Below are 14,979 nucleotides of genomic sequence, written 5' to 3'. Positions count from 1 at the left end.
GGGCTGCCTCAGCGTCGTGAACCCGCCAGGCGGCGGCCGGGCGGTTCCGGGCGGCGCCGGCCTACGCTCGGCTGTCATGGCGCCCGACGACTGTGCTGGATGGGACCCTTCGGCCCCCGGGGTGATGCCGCTGCCCTCCGGCCGGCTGGTGCGCGGGCGGGGACTGCGCCATCCGCTGCCCGACGGCCCGCGGCCCGCCTTCGGGCTGTACCTGCTGGGCCGTCAGCCGCCCGGCCTGCCGTGGCAGGCGCGGTGGGTGCGCTGGCCCGACTTCCGGCTCCCGGCCGACCGCGGCGCCGCCCGCGAGGCGCTGCGCGAGGCGTGGGAGCGGGCGGCGGACGAACGCGTCGAGATCGCCTGCGGCGGCGGCCGGGGGCGCACCGGCACGGCCCTGGCCTGCCTCGCCGTCCTCGACGGCGTCCCCGGTGACGAGGCCGTCGCCTACGTTCGCCGCCACTACCACCCCGGGCCGTCGAGACGCCCTGGCAGCGCCGGTACGCGGCCCGGTTCCGCTGAGAGACGGATCCGGCCGGCGGCGCGTGCCCGGCGGGCGGGCGCCGGGCACGGGTCAGCCGCCGTCCGGGGCGGGGGCTGCGGCCCGCACGCCCGTCGAGTCACGCACGACCAGGCGGCACGGCAGGGTCTGCACGCCCTGCGACGGGCGGCCGTCGATGGCCTCCATCAGCCGCAGCGCCGCCGTCCGCCCCAGCTCGGCCAGGTTCATGTCCACGGTGGTCAGCGGCGGCCGGGTCGCCTGGGCCATGACCTCCCAGTTGTCGTAGCCGGCCAGGGCGATGTCCTCCGGGACCCGGCGGCCCGCCTCCCGCAGCGCGTCGGCGGCGCCCCGCGCGATCTGGTCGCTGCCGCAGAAGAACGCGTCGACGTCCGGGTCGGCGCGCAGCGCCACGTGCACCGCCTGCCGCCCCCACGCCTCGCTCCACTCGCCGTACAGCACCTGCCCGCCGGACAGTTCGGCCCCGGCCTGGGCCAGCGCGCGGACCGTCTCCTCGGCGCGGACGGCGGCGGCGGTGTGGTGCGCCGGCCCCGTGATATGGGCGATGCGCCGCCGGCCCGTGGCCAGCAGGTGCTCGACCATCAGCCGCGCGCCGCCCGCGTCGTCCGGCACCAGCGACAGGTCGCGGGGGTCGGTGGACGGCCCGAGCGCGTACACCACCGGCACCGGCGCGGGCAGGTCCACCGGCGGGCGCGGGTCGGTGCGGCGGCCGGTGACGATAAGGCCGTCGATGCGGCGGTCGAGCAGGGTGCGGACGTAGTGCTGCTCGCGGATGGCGTCGCCGCGCGTGTCGCACAGGAACACGGCGATGCGGCCGGCGCCGAGCGCGTCCTCCGCTCCCAGCAGCACCGGGATGCTGAACCGGCCGATGCTGTCGGTGGTGATCAGCCCCACCGTGTAGCTGCGGCCCGACAGCAGGCTGCGCGCCGCGGCGTTGGGCCGGAAACCGAGCTTGCGGGCGGCCTCGGCCACGCGCTCCCGGGTCTCGGCGCGCAGGTTCCCCCGGCCGTTGAGCGCCTTGGACGCGGTGCCGGGGGAAACCCCGGCCAGAGCGGCGACGTCACCGATCGTCGCGGCGCGCCGGCGCTCGGTGCCACGCGCCGTCTCCGTCATGAGAAACCCTTTTCCTCCTTCTGGGCGCCCGCAGCCACCCGGGCGCCGGGTCATGATGCCACGGCAGGGGAGTACCTGGCTAGATCGTCAGGAAAACGGTGTGCGTAAACGGCGGCACTGTTGACGCTTTCTCGCAGGCACTTTTAGCATTCCCGGCTAGGAAAAGCATTTCCTCACGTTTCTGAGACCCGCTAACGGAGCCGTGCATGTCCGCACCCTCGCCCGCCCCCGCTCCCGCTCCCGCCCCCGGCACCGCCGGCCCGGTCCGCCTCGGCCCCGGCGCCCACGCCGCGCTGCGGCCGTCCGCCCGTACCACCGTGACCGGCGGCTTCTGGGCCGAACGCCGCCGCGTCAACGCGGAGGTCAGCATCGCCCAGGGCCCCGCGCGCCTGGAGGAGGCCGGGAACCTGGAGAACTTCCGCCGTGCCGCCGCGGGCGAACGGGGCGGCTTCCAGGGCGGGTTCCCCTTCCAGGACTCCGACGTCCACAAGTGGCTGGAGGCCGCCGCCTGGCAGCTGGGCGATCCCGGCACCAGTGACGAGCAGGCCCGCGAACTGACCCGGCACCTCCGCGAGATGACCGAGCTGCTGGCCCGGGCGCAGGACGGGACCGGCTACCTGAACACCTACTACCAGGTGGCCAAGCCCGACGTTCCGCGCTTCAGCGAGCTGCACTGGGGCCACGAGCTGTACACGGCCGGCCATCTCATCCAGGCCGCGGTCGCGCACCACCGCGCTACCGGCGAGCGCGCGCTGCTGGACGTGGCGCGGAAGTTCGCCGACCTCATCACCGGGACCTTCGGGCCCGAGGGCTCCGGCAAGCCCGTCGACGGCGTCGACGGCCATCCGGAGATCGAGACCGCGCTGGCCGAACTGGCCCGCGAGACCGGAGAGCGGCGCTACGCCGAGGCCGCCCAGTACTTCGTCGACCGGCACGGCGGCGCGCTGCCGGTGCGGACCACCAAGGGCGCCGGCCGGCCCGGGTACTACCAGGACCACATGCCCGTCCGCGAGGCGCGGGCCGTCACCGGCCACGCCGTACGCCAGCTGTACCTGCTCGCGGGCGCCGCCGACGTGGCGACCGAGACCGGCGAGGCTGAGCTGCGCGAGGCCGTCACGCGGCTGTGGGAGGAGATGGCCGCCCGCCAGACCTACGTCACCGGCGGCATCGGCGCCCACCACAGCGACGAGGGCTTCGGCCAGCCGTATGAGCTGCCCACCGAGCGGGCCTACTGCGAGACGTGCGCCGCTATCGCCTCGGTCCAGTTCAGCTGGCGGATGGCGCTGCTGACCGGCGAGGCCCGCTACTCGGACCTCATCGAGCGCACCCTCTACAACGCTGTGCTGTGCGGCGTCTCCCTCAGCGGCGACCGCTACCTGTACGACAACCCGCTGCACGTCAGGGACGGCCACGCCGACCAGGAGGGGGCCGAGCCGCCCCGGGTGCCGTGGTTCAAGTGCGCCTGCTGCCCGCCCAATGTCATGCGGCTGCTGGCCTCCCTGCCGCACTACCTGGCCTCCGTGTCCGCTGACGGCAGCGCGCTCCAGCTGCACCAGTACGCCTCCGGCACCGTCACGGCGGACGTCGGCGGCGGCGAGGCGGTGCTGCGTGTGGAGACCGGCTACCCGTGGCACGGCCGCATCGCCGTGACCGTCGAGTCGGCCGGCGCCGGGCCGTGGACGCTCGCGCTGCGCGTGCCGCACTGGTCGGCCGCCACCTGGTCGGTCACGCTGGACGGCGCGCCGCTGCCCGAGGCGGAGCAGGCGTACGAGGGCGGCTGGCTGCGGCTGACCCGCGCCTGGCGGCCGGGCGAGACGGTCGTGCTCTCGCTCGACCTCACGCCCCGGTTCACCCTGGCCGATCCGCGCGTGGACGCCGTCCGCGGCTGCGCCGCCATCGAGCGCGGCCCGCTGGTGTACTGCGTCGAGTCCCTGGACCAGCCCGGCCTGCCCCCGGGCACGGGGCTGGACGATCTCGTCGTCGACCTCGGCGCCGGGCTCGGCGAGGAGGAACGCCCCGGCCTCCTCGGCGGCGTCACCGCCGTCACCGCTACGGCCCGCCTGCGGCCCCGCCCGGCCGCCGGTGACGCCGCGCCGTGGTGGCCCTACCGCCCCGCTGCGGAGGGGGTCCCGGCGCCCGCGGGTGACCCGGTGACGCTGACGGCGATCCCCTATTACGCCTGGGCCAACCGGGACGTCTCCAGCATGCGGGTCTGGCTGCCCGCCGAGGGCTGAGACGGCGCGCGCCGGCCCCCGTCCGCGCGGACGGGGGCCGGCGCGCATGCAACGGACCCAACGCCGCGTTCCGCCGCGGGCTGTCTGGCGTGCGGATCCGGCCGGCGGCGTCCTCGCCGCCGGCCAGCGGGCGTCGAAACGGGTGCCGAAACGGGTATGGGAAAGGGGCGGAGCAGACCGCGGGACTGCCTCCGCCCCCGTTGGGCCGCGCCGGTGACGGGCGCGTCACCCGGCGCGTTCAGCCGTCGTGTCCCCGCTCTCTTCTCCGTCCCCGTCTCCGTCTCCGGCGAGCAGGCGGTTGCGTTCGGACATCACCCGCATCAGGTGCACGCGGGAAGCGCGCCGCGCCTCCTCGGGATCGCGCGCCTCGATCGCCGCCAGTATGGCGCCGTGCTCCTCCAGCGTCTGGGGCAGGCTCGCGAGGTAGCGGAACGCGTCCTTGTATGACTGGCGCAGGCAGGTGTTGACCGGGTCCATGAACCACGAGAAGAACGGGTTGCCGCTGGCGCGCGTGACGACCTCGTGGAAGCGGATGTCCGCCTCCAGGCAGACCGTGTAGTCGCCGGGATGCTGCCGCGCGCGGTCGACGCAGGCCCGCAGTTCGCGCAGGTCCTCTTCGCTGCGGCGCTCGGCGGCGAGTGCCGCCACCTCTACCTCGACCAGCAGGCGGGTCTCCATCAGCTGCTGGAACGTCGCCACGTTCATGCCCAGCATCAGGGCGTAGTGGCGCGCCACCGCGGAGCCGTCGGGCTGGGCGACGACCATGCCCCGGCCGGGGCGGATGTCGACGAGACCGCGCTGGTCCAGGATGCGGCCCGCTTCCCTGATCACCGTTCTGCTGACCCCGTAGCGCTCGACGAGCTGCGGTTCCGTCGGCAGCCGGTCGCCGGGCTTCATGCCCTGGGAGAGCAGATCGCGCTGTATCTGCTCGGCTACCACCTCGGAGAGGCGGGGCGGCCGGGCGGCCTGCCGTTTTCCTGTGTTGTGCCGGTTCCGTGAAACAGGGTCTTGCGATGCCTGCATGGCCGAAGTATGGTCCGATCATCATACGAAGTCAATGAACGGGGGCCGTGCCCCAGCGGGGTCCACGCGGCCGGCCCGCAACGCCACCGGCCGCCGTCCGCGAGCCGCGGCCAGGACGGACCGCTCCGCACCGCAGCCCCGCAGCAGCACACGACCACGCACCCCCTGGGGTACCGCGTCCCGCGCGAACCGGCCGCACGGCGGCCCGCGGCGGTGCGCCCCCGCAGACACCCATACCCGACGAAACCCGCGTACAGAAAGGGCGGCTGAGCCGAATGGCCCTCCTCCGCAGCGACCTCTCCTCCGCGCCCGCCGACATCCTCCCCAGCGGCGGCGGCGCGCTCCTCGCTGGCCGCGTCCTCGACCCCGCCGTCGGCGGACCCAGCCTCGTGGCGGTACGCGGGGACGAGCTGGCCGACATCACCGCCCACGGCCCCACCATGTCCGACCTGCTGGAACGCCCCGACGCCGCCGACATCGTGCGCCAGGCGCCCGCCGCCCGCACCTGGCCGCTCGCCGAGGTGCTCGACGCCACCGCAGCCCAGGACACCACCCGGACCCGGCTGCTGGCCCCCGTGGACCTCCAGGTGCTCAAGGCCGCGGGCGTCACGTTCGCCGACAGCATGCTGGAGCGCGTCATCGAGGAGCGCGCCGGCGGCGCCCCGGAGGCCGCCGAGCGGATACGCACCCAGCTCGCCGAGCGCGTCGGGGCGCGCCTGGAGTCGGTGAAGGCCGGCAGCCCGGAGGCCGTCGAACTCCTCGCCTGGCTGCGCGAGGAGGGCCTGTGGTCCCAGTACCTGGAGGTCGGGCTCGGCCCCGACGCCGAAGTGTTCACCAAGGGCCCGGTGCTCTCCGCCGTCGGCTACGGCGCGCCGGTCGGCGTCGCCGAGGTCTCGAAGTGGAACAACCCCGAGCCCGAACTCGTCCTCGCCGTCACCTCCGACGGCCGCATCGTCGCCGCGACCCTCGGCAACGACGTCAACCTCCGCGACATCGAGGGCCGCAGCGCGCTGCTGCTGCCGCAGGCCAAGGACAACAACGCCTCCACCTCCCTGGGCCCCTTCCTCCGCCTCTTCGGCGACGGCTTCAGCCTCGACGACCTGCGCGAGGCCCGCATCAGCCTCACCATCACCGGCCGCGACGACGGCTTCGTGCTGCGCGACGCCTCCGACATGTCCCGCATCAGCCGCCCGCTGGAGACCCTCGTCGCCCAGGCCGTCAACCGGCGCCACCCCTACCCCGACGGGCTGGTCCTGTTCACCGGCACCCTCTTCGCCCCCACCCAGGACCGCGGCGAGCCCGGCAGCGGCTTCACCCACCGCGAGGGCGACCTCGTCGAGATCTCCACCCCCCACCTGGGGACCCTGCGCAACCCCGTCACCACCAGCGAGCGCGCCCCCGCCTGGCAGACCGGCATCCGCGACCTGTACGCCAGCCTGGCCCGCCGCGGCCTGCTCGCCTCGCGCGAAGACAGCGGCAACGGCGAGGAGGCTTCCTCGTGAGCACCGCCCGTCTCGTCGTGACCGACATGACGTTCCCCGACGACGCCGCGGAGCGCCGCGCCGCCGCCGAGGCGGGCGCCAGCTATGAGCGGTTCAACTGCGTGACCGAGGCGGAGACCGCCGAGGCGGTGCGCGGCGCCACCGTCGCCCTGGTCAACTTCGCCCCGGTCACCGACACCGTCCTGGCCGCCATGGCGCCCGGCGCGACCGTCGTGCGCTACGGCATCGGCACCGACAACATCGACCTCGCCGCCGCGGCCGCGCGCGGCGTGCGGGTCGCCAACGTCACCGACTACGGCTCCGACACGGTCGCCGACCACGCCGCGGCCATGCTGCTCGCGCTGCTGCGCAAGCTCCCCGGCTACCACGCTGCCGTGGCCCGCGACGGCTGGGGCACCCCCTCCGACCTGGCGCCCGTCCGCGCCCTGTCCGACACCACCGTCGGGCTCATCGGCACCGGACGCATCGGCCGCGCGCTCGCCGCCCGGCTCGCTCCGTTCGGCATGACCGTGCTCGGCTACGACCCCTACGCCAGCGCGGACGCGCTCGCCGAGGCGGGCATCACCGCCTGTTCCCTGCCCGACCTGCTGCGCCGCTCCCACGCGGTGTCGCTGCACGCCCCCGCCACCGAGGAGACGTACCACCTGATCAACCGGGAGACCCTCGCCCTCCTTCCGCCGGGCGCCGTCCTGATCAACACCGCCCGCGGCGCGCTCGTCGACACCGAGGCCGTCACCGAGGCCCTGCAGTCGGGCCGCCTCGGCGGCGCCGGGCTCGACGTCCTGGAGGAGGAGCCGCTGCCCGACGGCAGCCCGCTGCGCGCCATGGACAACGTCCTGCTGAGCCCGCACGCCGCCTTCTACTCCGAGAAGTCCGTCCGGCTCCTGCAAGAGCTGGCGGCGCAGGAAGCCCAGCGCGCCCTGCTCGGGCAGCCCCTGCGCAGCCCGGTCAGCCTGCCCTGAAGCACCACGAAAGCAGATCCGCGATGCCAGACCACACCACGCTCACCTGCCGTAACTTCATCGGCGGCGACTGGGAGGCCGCCTCCGGCGGCACCCTGGAGCGGCACAACCCCGCGACCGGCGCGCTCGCCGCCGTCGCCCCCCGCGCCACCGCGGCCGATGTCGACCGGGCCGTGGCCGCCGCCACCGCCGCGTTCCGCGACTGGCGCCGTACCCTGCCCGCCGAGCGCGCGGCCCTGCTCCACCAGCTCGCCGGCGTCTGCGCCGGCCGCGTGGACGACATGGCCGCCGCCATCACCCGCGAGCAGGGCAAGCCGCTGGACGAAGCCAGGGGAGAGGTGCGCAAGTTCGTCACCGCCCTGCACTACTACGCCGAGGAGGCCACCCGCGTCTGCGGCCGCACCGTGCCCAACGACGCCCACGGCTTCACCAGCATCGTCGAGTACGAACCCGTCGGCCCGGTCGCCGGCATCGTGCCGTGGAACTACCCGGTGGAACTCATCGGCTGGAAGCTGGCCGGCGCCACCGCCGCGGGCTGCACCATCGTCATCAAGCCCTCCGAGTACACCCCCGGCAGCGCCCAGGTGCTGTCCGAGTGCGTCGCCGAGGTCATGCCGCCCGGCGTCGTCAACTTCGTCTACGGCGACGGCGAGACCGGCCGCGCCCTGGCCGCCCACCCGGACATCGCCAAGGTCGCCTTCACCGGCTCGATGCGCACCGGGCAGGCGCTGTACCGGACCGTCAGCGGCATCACCGCCCTCTCGCTCGAACTCGGCGGCAGCTGCCCGATGATCGTCACCGCCACCGCCGACATCGACGCCGCTGTCGCGGGCGCCGCCCGCCGCTCCTTCCGCAACGCGGGGCAGATCTGCATCGCCATCAACCGGATCTACGTCCAGGACACCGTCTACGACGAGTTCACCAGCAAGCTCGCCGCCGCCGCCGACGCGCTGCGGGTCGCCGACGGCCTGCGGGAGCCCGCCGCCGACATCGGCGCCCTGACCATGGACGAGACCTACCAGCGCACCCTCGCGCACATCGCCGACGCCCGCGACCGCGGCGCCGCCGTCGTCGCCGGCGGCGGACCCGTCGAGGAGCTGGCGCCCGGGCTGTTCCTGCGCCCCACCGTGGTCGCGGACGCCCCCGACGACTCCCTCGTCATGCACGAGGAGACCTTCGGCCCGCTGGTGGGCGTCGCCCCGTTCGCCTCGCTCAGCGACGCCATTGACCGCGCCAATGGCGCCCCCGGCGGCCTGGCCGCCTACGCCTACACCACCGACACCCACGAGACCTTCACCCTCGCCCGCGCCCTGGATTTCGGCAACGTCGCGGTCAACAACGTCGACGCCGGCATCATGAACGCCCCCTACGGCGGGCGCCGGGAGAGCGGCTTCGGTTCCGAACACGGCCCCGAGGGGCTGACTTCCTACCTCCAGCCCAAACACATCCGACTCCGTCACGACGCGCGATGAGGCGCGTCGAAGGGAGAGCACCATGCTGATCGGCATTGACCTCGGCACCTCCGCCTGCAAGGCGATCGCGGTTGACAAGGCCGGTGACGTCGTCGCCACCGAATCCCGCGGCTACCCGATGACCAACCTCCGCCAGGGCTGGGCCGAACAGGACCCCGCCGACTGGTGGGACGCCACGGACGAGGCCGTCCGCGCCCTCACCGCCCGCCTTCCCGAAGGCGGCCGCGAGGTCACCGCCATCGGCCTGTGCGGCCAGATGCACGGGCTCACCGCCCTGGCCGCCGACGGCACCCCGCTGCGCCGTGCCATCCTGTGGAACGACCAGCGCTCCGCCCCGCAGTGCGACTGGATCACCGACCGCGCCGGCGGCCTCGACGGGCTGCTGCGCATGACCCAGAACCGCATGCTCCCCGGCTTCACCGGCGGCAAGATCATCTGGCTGCGGGAGAACGAGCCGGACGTCTACGAGCGCACCGCCCGCATCCTCAACCCCAAGGACTACCTGCGGCTGCGGATGACGGGGAACTACGTCACCGACGTCTCCGACGCCTCCGGCACCGGCCTGTTCCACGTCGCCAAGCGGGTCTGGTCCGGTGAACTCCTCAGCCTGACCGGCATCGACCAGGCCCTGCTGCCCGACGTCGTCGAGTCCACCGAGCCCACCGGCCGCCTGCTGCCCGACCTCGCCGAGCGCTGGGGCGTGCCCGCCGCCACCGAGGTGTACGGCGGGGGCGGCGACGCCGTCCTCCAGACCACCGCCATGGGCCTGGTCGACCCCGGCGCCGTCGGCTTCACCATCGGCACCGCGGGCATCGTCGCCGGCGGCACCTCCCAGTGCCCCGAGGCACCCAGCGGCCGGGTCCAGGTCTCCTGCGGCAACGCGCCGGGCCGCTGGCACATCATGGGCGTCTCCCTGGCCGCCGGCGGCGCGTTCCACTGGCTGCGCGACGCCCTCGCCCCCGCGCACGAGGACGCGCCCGTGTCCTTCGAGCGCCTCGTCGCCCTCGCCCGCGAGGTCGAACCCGGCTCCCGGGGGCTGATGTTCCTGCCCTATCTGCTCGGCGAGCGCTCCCCGCACCTGGCCCCCGAGGCCACGGCCGCGTGGCTGGGGCTCACGCCCATGCACGACCTGGGCCACCTCGCCCGCAGCGTCATGGAGGGCGTGCTGCTCAACCTCCGCGAGATCCTGGAGATATGCCGCCAGTCCGGCGTCGTGGCCGACCGCGTCGTCGCCTCCGGCGGCGCCGCCAACGAGCCGCTGTGGCTCCAGATGCTCGCTGACGTCCTCGGCCGCGAAACCGTCACCGTCACCGGCGCCGCCGAGGGCGGCGCCTACGGGGCCGCCCTGGTCGCCGGTGTCGGCTCCGGCCAGTGGGCCAACCTGGAGGAGGCGCTCGGCGCCGTGCGGGTCGAGCAGACCTATCAGCCCGCCGCCGAGGCGGCCGCCGCCTACGACACCCTCTTCGGCGAGCACCGCCAGCTCTACCCGCGCCTGGCCAGCGCGTTCGCCGCCCCCGTCCCGGCGGGTGCGCAGTGACCCCGCTGCCGCGCGCCGCCAGGGCCGTCGTGCTCGACCTCGACGGCACCCTGGTGGACAGCGCCCCGGACATCGCGGACGCCCTGGCGGAGGCGATGGCCCCGCACGGGCTGCCCCGCGTCCCCGAGGACACCGTCCGCGGCCTGCTCGGCGGCGGCGCGAGGGAACTCGTCGCCGGCGCCCTGCGCGCCGCCGGCGCGGACCCCGCGCTGCTCGACACCGTGCACGCGGACTACTCACGCGCCTACGCCCGCACGCCCGCCGCCCGCACCACCGTGCACCCCGGCGCGCACGCGGCGCTGCGCCGCCTGCGGGAGGCCGGCCTGGCCATCGGCGTGTGCACCAACAAGCGCACCGCGCTGGCCCACGCCGTGCTGGCCGCGACCGGGCTCGCCCCGCTGGTCGACCACGTCACCGGCTACGACGCCGTGCCCGCGCCGAAGCCCGACCCGGGCCACCTGCGCGCCGCGCTGTCCGCCCTCGGCACAGACCCCGAGGACGCCGTGTACGTGGGCGACACCGCCATCGACGCGCGCACCGCGGCGAGCGCCGGCGTCGCCTACTGGCACGTGCCGTGGGGCGCGCCCCTCACCGATCCCGTCCGCACCGGTGGCTTCGCCGCGCTCGCGGCCGCGGTCACCGGATCCCCGACACCCCCACCCGCACCAGGAGACAACCGCATGCACCCGCAGACCGCCCAGGACAAGGCCAAGTGGGCCGCCGGAAAGGCCGCCATCGACCGCTACGTCCGCGACGGGATGAAGCTCGGTCTCGGCTCGGGCACCACCTCGCACTGGTTCGTCCGTGCCCTCGGCGAGGCCGTCGCCCAGGGGCTCGACGTCGTCGGCGTTCCCACCTCCACCGGCACCCGTGACCTCGCCCTTGAGGTCGGCGTGCCGCTCACCACCCTCGCCGAGACCGAGCGGCTCGACCTGACCGTCGACGGCGCCGACGAGATTGACCGCGCGGGCAACATGACCAAGGGCGGCGGCGCCTGCCTGCTGTGGGAGCGCATCGTCGCCGACGCCTCCGACCGGATGGTCGCCGTCGTCGACGACTCCAAGGTCGTGGACACGCTCGGCGCCTTCCCGCTGCCCATCGAGGTGGTCCCGTACGCCTGGGAGTCCACCCGCCGCTCCGTCGCCCGCCTGCTCACCAGCCTCGGCTACGACGATCCGGAGCTGCCGCTGCGCGAGCGCGACGGCGCGCCCGTCACCACCGACAGCGGCAACTACCTCCTCGACGCCCACCTCGGCGTCATCAAGGACCCGCTGGCCCTGGACGCCCAGCTCAACTGGATCCCCGGCGTTGTCGAGAACGGCCTGTTCACCGGCATCGCCGACGAGATGGTCATCGGCCGCCCCGACGGCGGCCACGACGTCGCCGACGTCTCCGCCTCCCCGACGGCCCGTCCGTCCACCACGCGCCGCGGCGCGCGCTGAACCGGCCCGCCCCCCAGCGGCCCGCACGGGCCGGGCGGAAGAGGACCCCTGCCCTTGACCGCCCGGCCCCCCAGGCAGCGTCCGGCTGCCGCCTCCCCTTCCCCCTCCACGCCTGGGAACCACCATGCCCGTCCCGCTCACTGACCTGTTCATATCCGAGTTCACCGGAACCGCCCTGCTCGTGCTGCTCGGTACCGGCGTCGTCGCCAACATCTCGCTGGCCCGCTCCAAGGGTTTCGAGGGCGGCTGGCTGCTCGTTACCTTCGGCTGGGGCCTCGGTGTCTTCGCCGGCGTGTACGCCGCAGCCGCCTCCGGTGCCCACCTCAACCCGGCCGTCACGCTGGGCCTGTGGGTCGCCGACCAGGACTTCGCGCCGGACACCCCGCCCTCCGTCTCCCGCTTCGCCATCTACCTCCTCGCCCAGCTGCTGGGCGCCGTCCTCGGCGCGCTGCTGACCTACCTCACCTACAAGAAGCACTTCGACGCCGAGAAGGACGAGGCGACCCGCCTCGGGGTCTTCGCCACGGGCCCGGCGATCCGCACCCCCGGCTGGAACGCCGTCACCGAGGCCATCGCCACCTTCGTCCTGGTCTACGTCGTGCTGTCCTTCGGCCACACCCCCAGCGGGCTCGGCCCGCTGGCGGTCGCGCTGCTGGTCGTCGGCATCGGCGCCTCGCTCGGCGGCCCCACCGGCTACGCGCTGAACCCGGCGCGTGACGCCGGGCCCCGCCTGTTCCACACGCTGGCCCTGGGCCGCGGCGGGGCGTCCTCGGACTGGTCCTACGCCTGGGTGCCCATCGTCGGCCCGATGGCCGGCGGCGTCCTGGCCGCGCTCGCCTACCACCTCACCGACGGGGTCTTCCCCGCCGTCTGAGGTCTGTCTGAGGGCTGCCTGACGGCCGCCTGGCCAGCGGCCGCGCCGGCCCGGACGGGTACAGGGGGGACACGTCCGGGCCGGGTGGGGCGCGTGACACGGAAGAGAAATGCGGGTACCCCGGCCGGTGACGCGAGAAAACGGCGGCGTGCCGCCCGGCCCGGCCGGGTGCCCTGCCATCCCGAGCCGCACCCCGCGAAGGAGGCCCCATGACCGCGAGCACGGACCTGCTCACCGACGGCTTCGGCCGCGTCCGGGAGGCCGTCCACGAGGCGGTCTCCGGCCTGGACCCCGAGGAGCTGGCGGCCCGGCTCGACCCGGACGCCAACTCCATCGGCTGGCTCGTGTGGCACCTCGCGCGGGTCCAGGACAGCCACCTGGCCGAGCTGCGCGAGGACGAGGAGGTGTGGACGGCGGACGGCTTCCACGAGCGCTTCGCCCTGCCGTTCCCCGCCGACGCCACCGGCTATGCCCACTCCAGCGCGGACGTGGCCGCCGTCCGCAATCTGACGCCGGAGCTGCTGACCGGGTACTACGACGCGGTGCACGAGCGCACCCTCGCCTACGTCGCCGGGCTCAGCGACGGTGACCTGGGCCGTGTCGTCGACGAGTCGTGGACCCCGCCGGTCACGCTCGGCGTGCGGCTCATCAGCGTGATCGCCGACGACCTCCAGCACGCGGGCCAGGCCGCCTTCATCCGCGGCGTCCTGCAGCGCCGCCGCGGCTAGCCGCACGTGCCGTCGCCCCGGGCGCGCTCCCCCGCAGTGCGCCCGGGGCGACGCTGTGACACGTCCCGCCGCTCCGCCGCCTCTAGCCGGCGGCCGGGGCGCTGCTGCTGGTGCCGCCGGCCGAGGCGCCGAGCGCCTTCAGCCAGGACGGTCCGCTGAGCAGTTCGAGCAGCAGGAGCAGCCGGGTCAGCGGCTCCCAGTCGGCGTCGGCCGGTCCCACGGCGCTTCCCGCCGTGTCCTCGGCCTCCTTGGCGGCGAGCAGCGCCCACACCGCCTTGCCGTGCCGGTCGGGCGTGGTCCAGCCCCAGCTGTCCACGAGCGAGGCGAGCACGTGCAGTCCGCGCCCGGTCTCCTGGAAGTAGTCCGGCTCCTTGACCACCGGCACGTCCTGGCCGGGGTCGAAGACGGCGCACAGCACGGCGCCCCCGTGGTGCACCAGGCTGAGCAGGATCGGTTCGTCCTCCGTGGCGGGCGGCAGCGGCCGGGGACGCGAGGCCGGGGCGGGGGTGCCGTAGCGCAGGGCGTTGGTGACCAGCTCGGAGACCACCACGCAGGCGTCGTCGGCCAGGTCAGCCAGCCCCCAGCCGCACAGCGTGCTGCGGGTCAGGCCGCGCGCGGCGCTGGGCGCCGTTGCCTCGCTGGCCAGCGGGAAGGTCGCGAACCCGGCGGCGTCCGCCTCCCCGGGCACGGCGGACGTCTCCGCGCCGCGCTGCCGTGGCGCGGGCTGCCGCGCCACGGCGGAGAACGGGAGGCGGCCGGCGGGCGGCAGCGGCGGGAACGCCGACGACCCCGCGAGAACACCGCCGTCCATCTCCTCACTCATCCACCACGCGGGGTGAGTTGTCATCACGACCTCCGCTGCGTTCCTAGCCCGGGCATGCGGGAGCGACGGCTCCAACGGACCCCCATCCTCGGGGAACGAGGCGCGCTGCTGCAAGTACGTCTGAAAGAACAGATGTAAGAACCTTTGCAAGAACGGATGCAAGAACAGATGCAAGAACACCCACTCTCGGGGCACAATCTCCTCAGACGCCGCCCGGGCCCGGGACGGGCCTAGGGTGGCATGTGCACAACAAGAACGTAGGAGTAGAAATGCCGCAGTTCATCAACGGCATCCCGGCTGGCCAGCTCGAGGGGGCAGTCTGGAGGAAGAGCCGGCGGAGCAACCCGAACGGGAACTGCGTGGAACTCGCCGGTCTGCCCGGCGGTGAGGTCGCCGTGCGGAACTCCCGTGATCCGCAGGGCCCGGCGCTCATCTACACACGCGCGGAGATGACGGCCTTCCTGCGTGGCGCGAAGGACGGCGACTTCGACGACCTGATCGGCAACGACTGACCAAGTCCCCCTGCATGATGGGGGGCTGACTGTACGTCGTGCCGATTCGGTGAAAGACTGGGTGGCATATTCCATCACGCAGGGGACACACATATGGCGCCAGCACAGACAGGGACCGCAGCCTCGGTGACAGACCTCTTGTCGCAGCCGAGAGGCGGCCCCACCGTGCTGCGGATCGTGCTCGGCACGCACCTGCGGCGGCTGCGTGAGTCCCGGGGCATCAGCCGCGAGGCGGCCGGTGAC

General features: G+C 74.3%; 12 protein-coding genes and 2 pseudogenes. 11 read left to right on the top strand and 3 right to left on the bottom strand.

What is annotated here, in order from left to right:
• Window positions 1-76 precede the first annotated feature (76 nt).
• A pseudogene (locus JK356_RS21790) lies at window positions 77-516 on the top strand (protein phosphatase).
• Between the two features lie 52 nt (window positions 517-568).
• Here the strand turns inward: JK356_RS21790 and JK356_RS09400 are convergent.
• Window positions 569-1,627 carry a LacI family DNA-binding transcriptional regulator gene (locus JK356_RS09400; protein ID WP_201867158.1) on the bottom strand — a complete coding sequence of 353 codons (1,059 nt, stop codon included), beginning with the start codon at window positions 1,625-1,627 and terminating at the stop codon, window positions 569-571.
• Between the two features lie 206 nt (window positions 1,628-1,833).
• Between JK356_RS09400 and JK356_RS09395 the strand changes: the two genes are divergently transcribed.
• On the top strand, window positions 1,834-3,861 hold the full coding sequence (locus JK356_RS09395; RefSeq protein ID WP_201867157.1) for a glycoside hydrolase family 127 protein: 2,028 nt from the start codon (window positions 1,834-1,836) through the stop codon (window positions 3,859-3,861).
• A gap of 225 nt (window positions 3,862-4,086) precedes the next feature.
• On the opposite strand, the gene JK356_RS09390 is transcribed toward JK356_RS09395, so the two are convergent.
• Window positions 4,087-4,884, bottom strand: coding sequence for a FadR/GntR family transcriptional regulator (locus JK356_RS09390; protein WP_201867156.1), 798 nt, complete (start codon window positions 4,882-4,884; stop codon window positions 4,087-4,089).
• A 275-nt stretch (window positions 4,885-5,159) separates the two neighbouring features.
• Between JK356_RS09390 and JK356_RS09385 the strand changes: the two genes are divergently transcribed.
• The 7 genes from JK356_RS09385 (at window position 5,160) to JK356_RS09355 (ending at window position 13,401) form a co-directional block, all read left to right on the top strand.
• Window positions 5,160-6,386 carry a fumarylacetoacetate hydrolase family protein gene (locus JK356_RS09385; protein ID WP_201867155.1) on the top strand — a complete coding sequence of 409 codons (1,227 nt, stop codon included), beginning with the start codon at window positions 5,160-5,162 and terminating at the stop codon, window positions 6,384-6,386.
• Window positions 6,383-7,348, top strand: coding sequence for a C-terminal binding protein (locus JK356_RS09380; RefSeq protein WP_201867154.1), 966 nt, complete (start codon window positions 6,383-6,385; stop codon window positions 7,346-7,348). The genes JK356_RS09385 and JK356_RS09380 overlap by 4 nt, the downstream gene beginning before the upstream one ends.
• 23 nt (window positions 7,349-7,371) lie before the next feature.
• Window positions 7,372-8,820 carry an aldehyde dehydrogenase gene (locus JK356_RS09375; RefSeq protein ID WP_201867153.1) on the top strand — a complete coding sequence of 483 codons (1,449 nt, stop codon included), beginning with the start codon at window positions 7,372-7,374 and terminating at the stop codon, window positions 8,818-8,820.
• A 22-nt stretch (window positions 8,821-8,842) separates the two neighbouring features.
• Window positions 8,843-10,357, top strand: coding sequence for a xylulokinase (gene xylB, locus JK356_RS09370; protein ID WP_201867152.1), 1,515 nt, complete (start codon window positions 8,843-8,845; stop codon window positions 10,355-10,357).
• Entirely contained in the window at window positions 10,354-11,799 is a 1,446-nt protein-coding gene (rpiA, locus tag JK356_RS09365; protein WP_201867151.1) for a ribose-5-phosphate isomerase RpiA, read from the top strand. The genes xylB and rpiA overlap by 4 nt, the downstream gene beginning before the upstream one ends.
• Window positions 11,800-11,923: 124 nt before the next feature.
• Window positions 11,924-12,673 (top strand): MIP/aquaporin family protein, encoded by a 750-nt coding sequence (locus JK356_RS09360; RefSeq protein ID WP_201867150.1) that lies wholly within the window; start codon window positions 11,924-11,926, stop codon window positions 12,671-12,673.
• 209 nt (window positions 12,674-12,882) lie between these two features.
• Window positions 12,883-13,401, top strand: coding sequence for a DUF664 domain-containing protein (locus JK356_RS09355; protein WP_201867149.1), 519 nt, complete (start codon window positions 12,883-12,885; stop codon window positions 13,399-13,401).
• 82 nt (window positions 13,402-13,483) lie between these two features.
• Here the strand turns inward: JK356_RS09355 and JK356_RS09350 are convergent, their stop codons facing one another.
• Complete coding sequence (locus JK356_RS09350; protein WP_201867148.1) at window positions 13,484-14,248, bottom strand: ATP-binding protein; 765 nt, start codon at window positions 14,246-14,248, stop codon at window positions 13,484-13,486.
• Between the two features lie 245 nt (window positions 14,249-14,493).
• Between JK356_RS09350 and JK356_RS09345 the strand changes: the two genes are divergently transcribed.
• Both JK356_RS09345 and JK356_RS09340 read left to right on the top strand, forming a co-directional pair.
• Entirely contained in the window at window positions 14,494-14,736 is a 243-nt protein-coding gene (locus JK356_RS09345; protein WP_201867147.1) for a DUF397 domain-containing protein, read from the top strand.
• A gap of 93 nt (window positions 14,737-14,829) precedes the next feature.
• Window positions 14,830-14,979 (top strand): annotated as a pseudogene (locus JK356_RS09340) (transcriptional regulator); the annotation flags it as partial.

The sequence above is a fragment of the Streptomyces sp. 7-21 genome, from assembly GCF_016741785.1.
In the GTDB taxonomy this organism is placed as follows: Bacteria; Actinomycetota; Actinomycetes; order Streptomycetales; family Streptomycetaceae; genus Streptomyces.
This window is presented reverse-complemented; position numbering and strand designations above follow the sequence as displayed.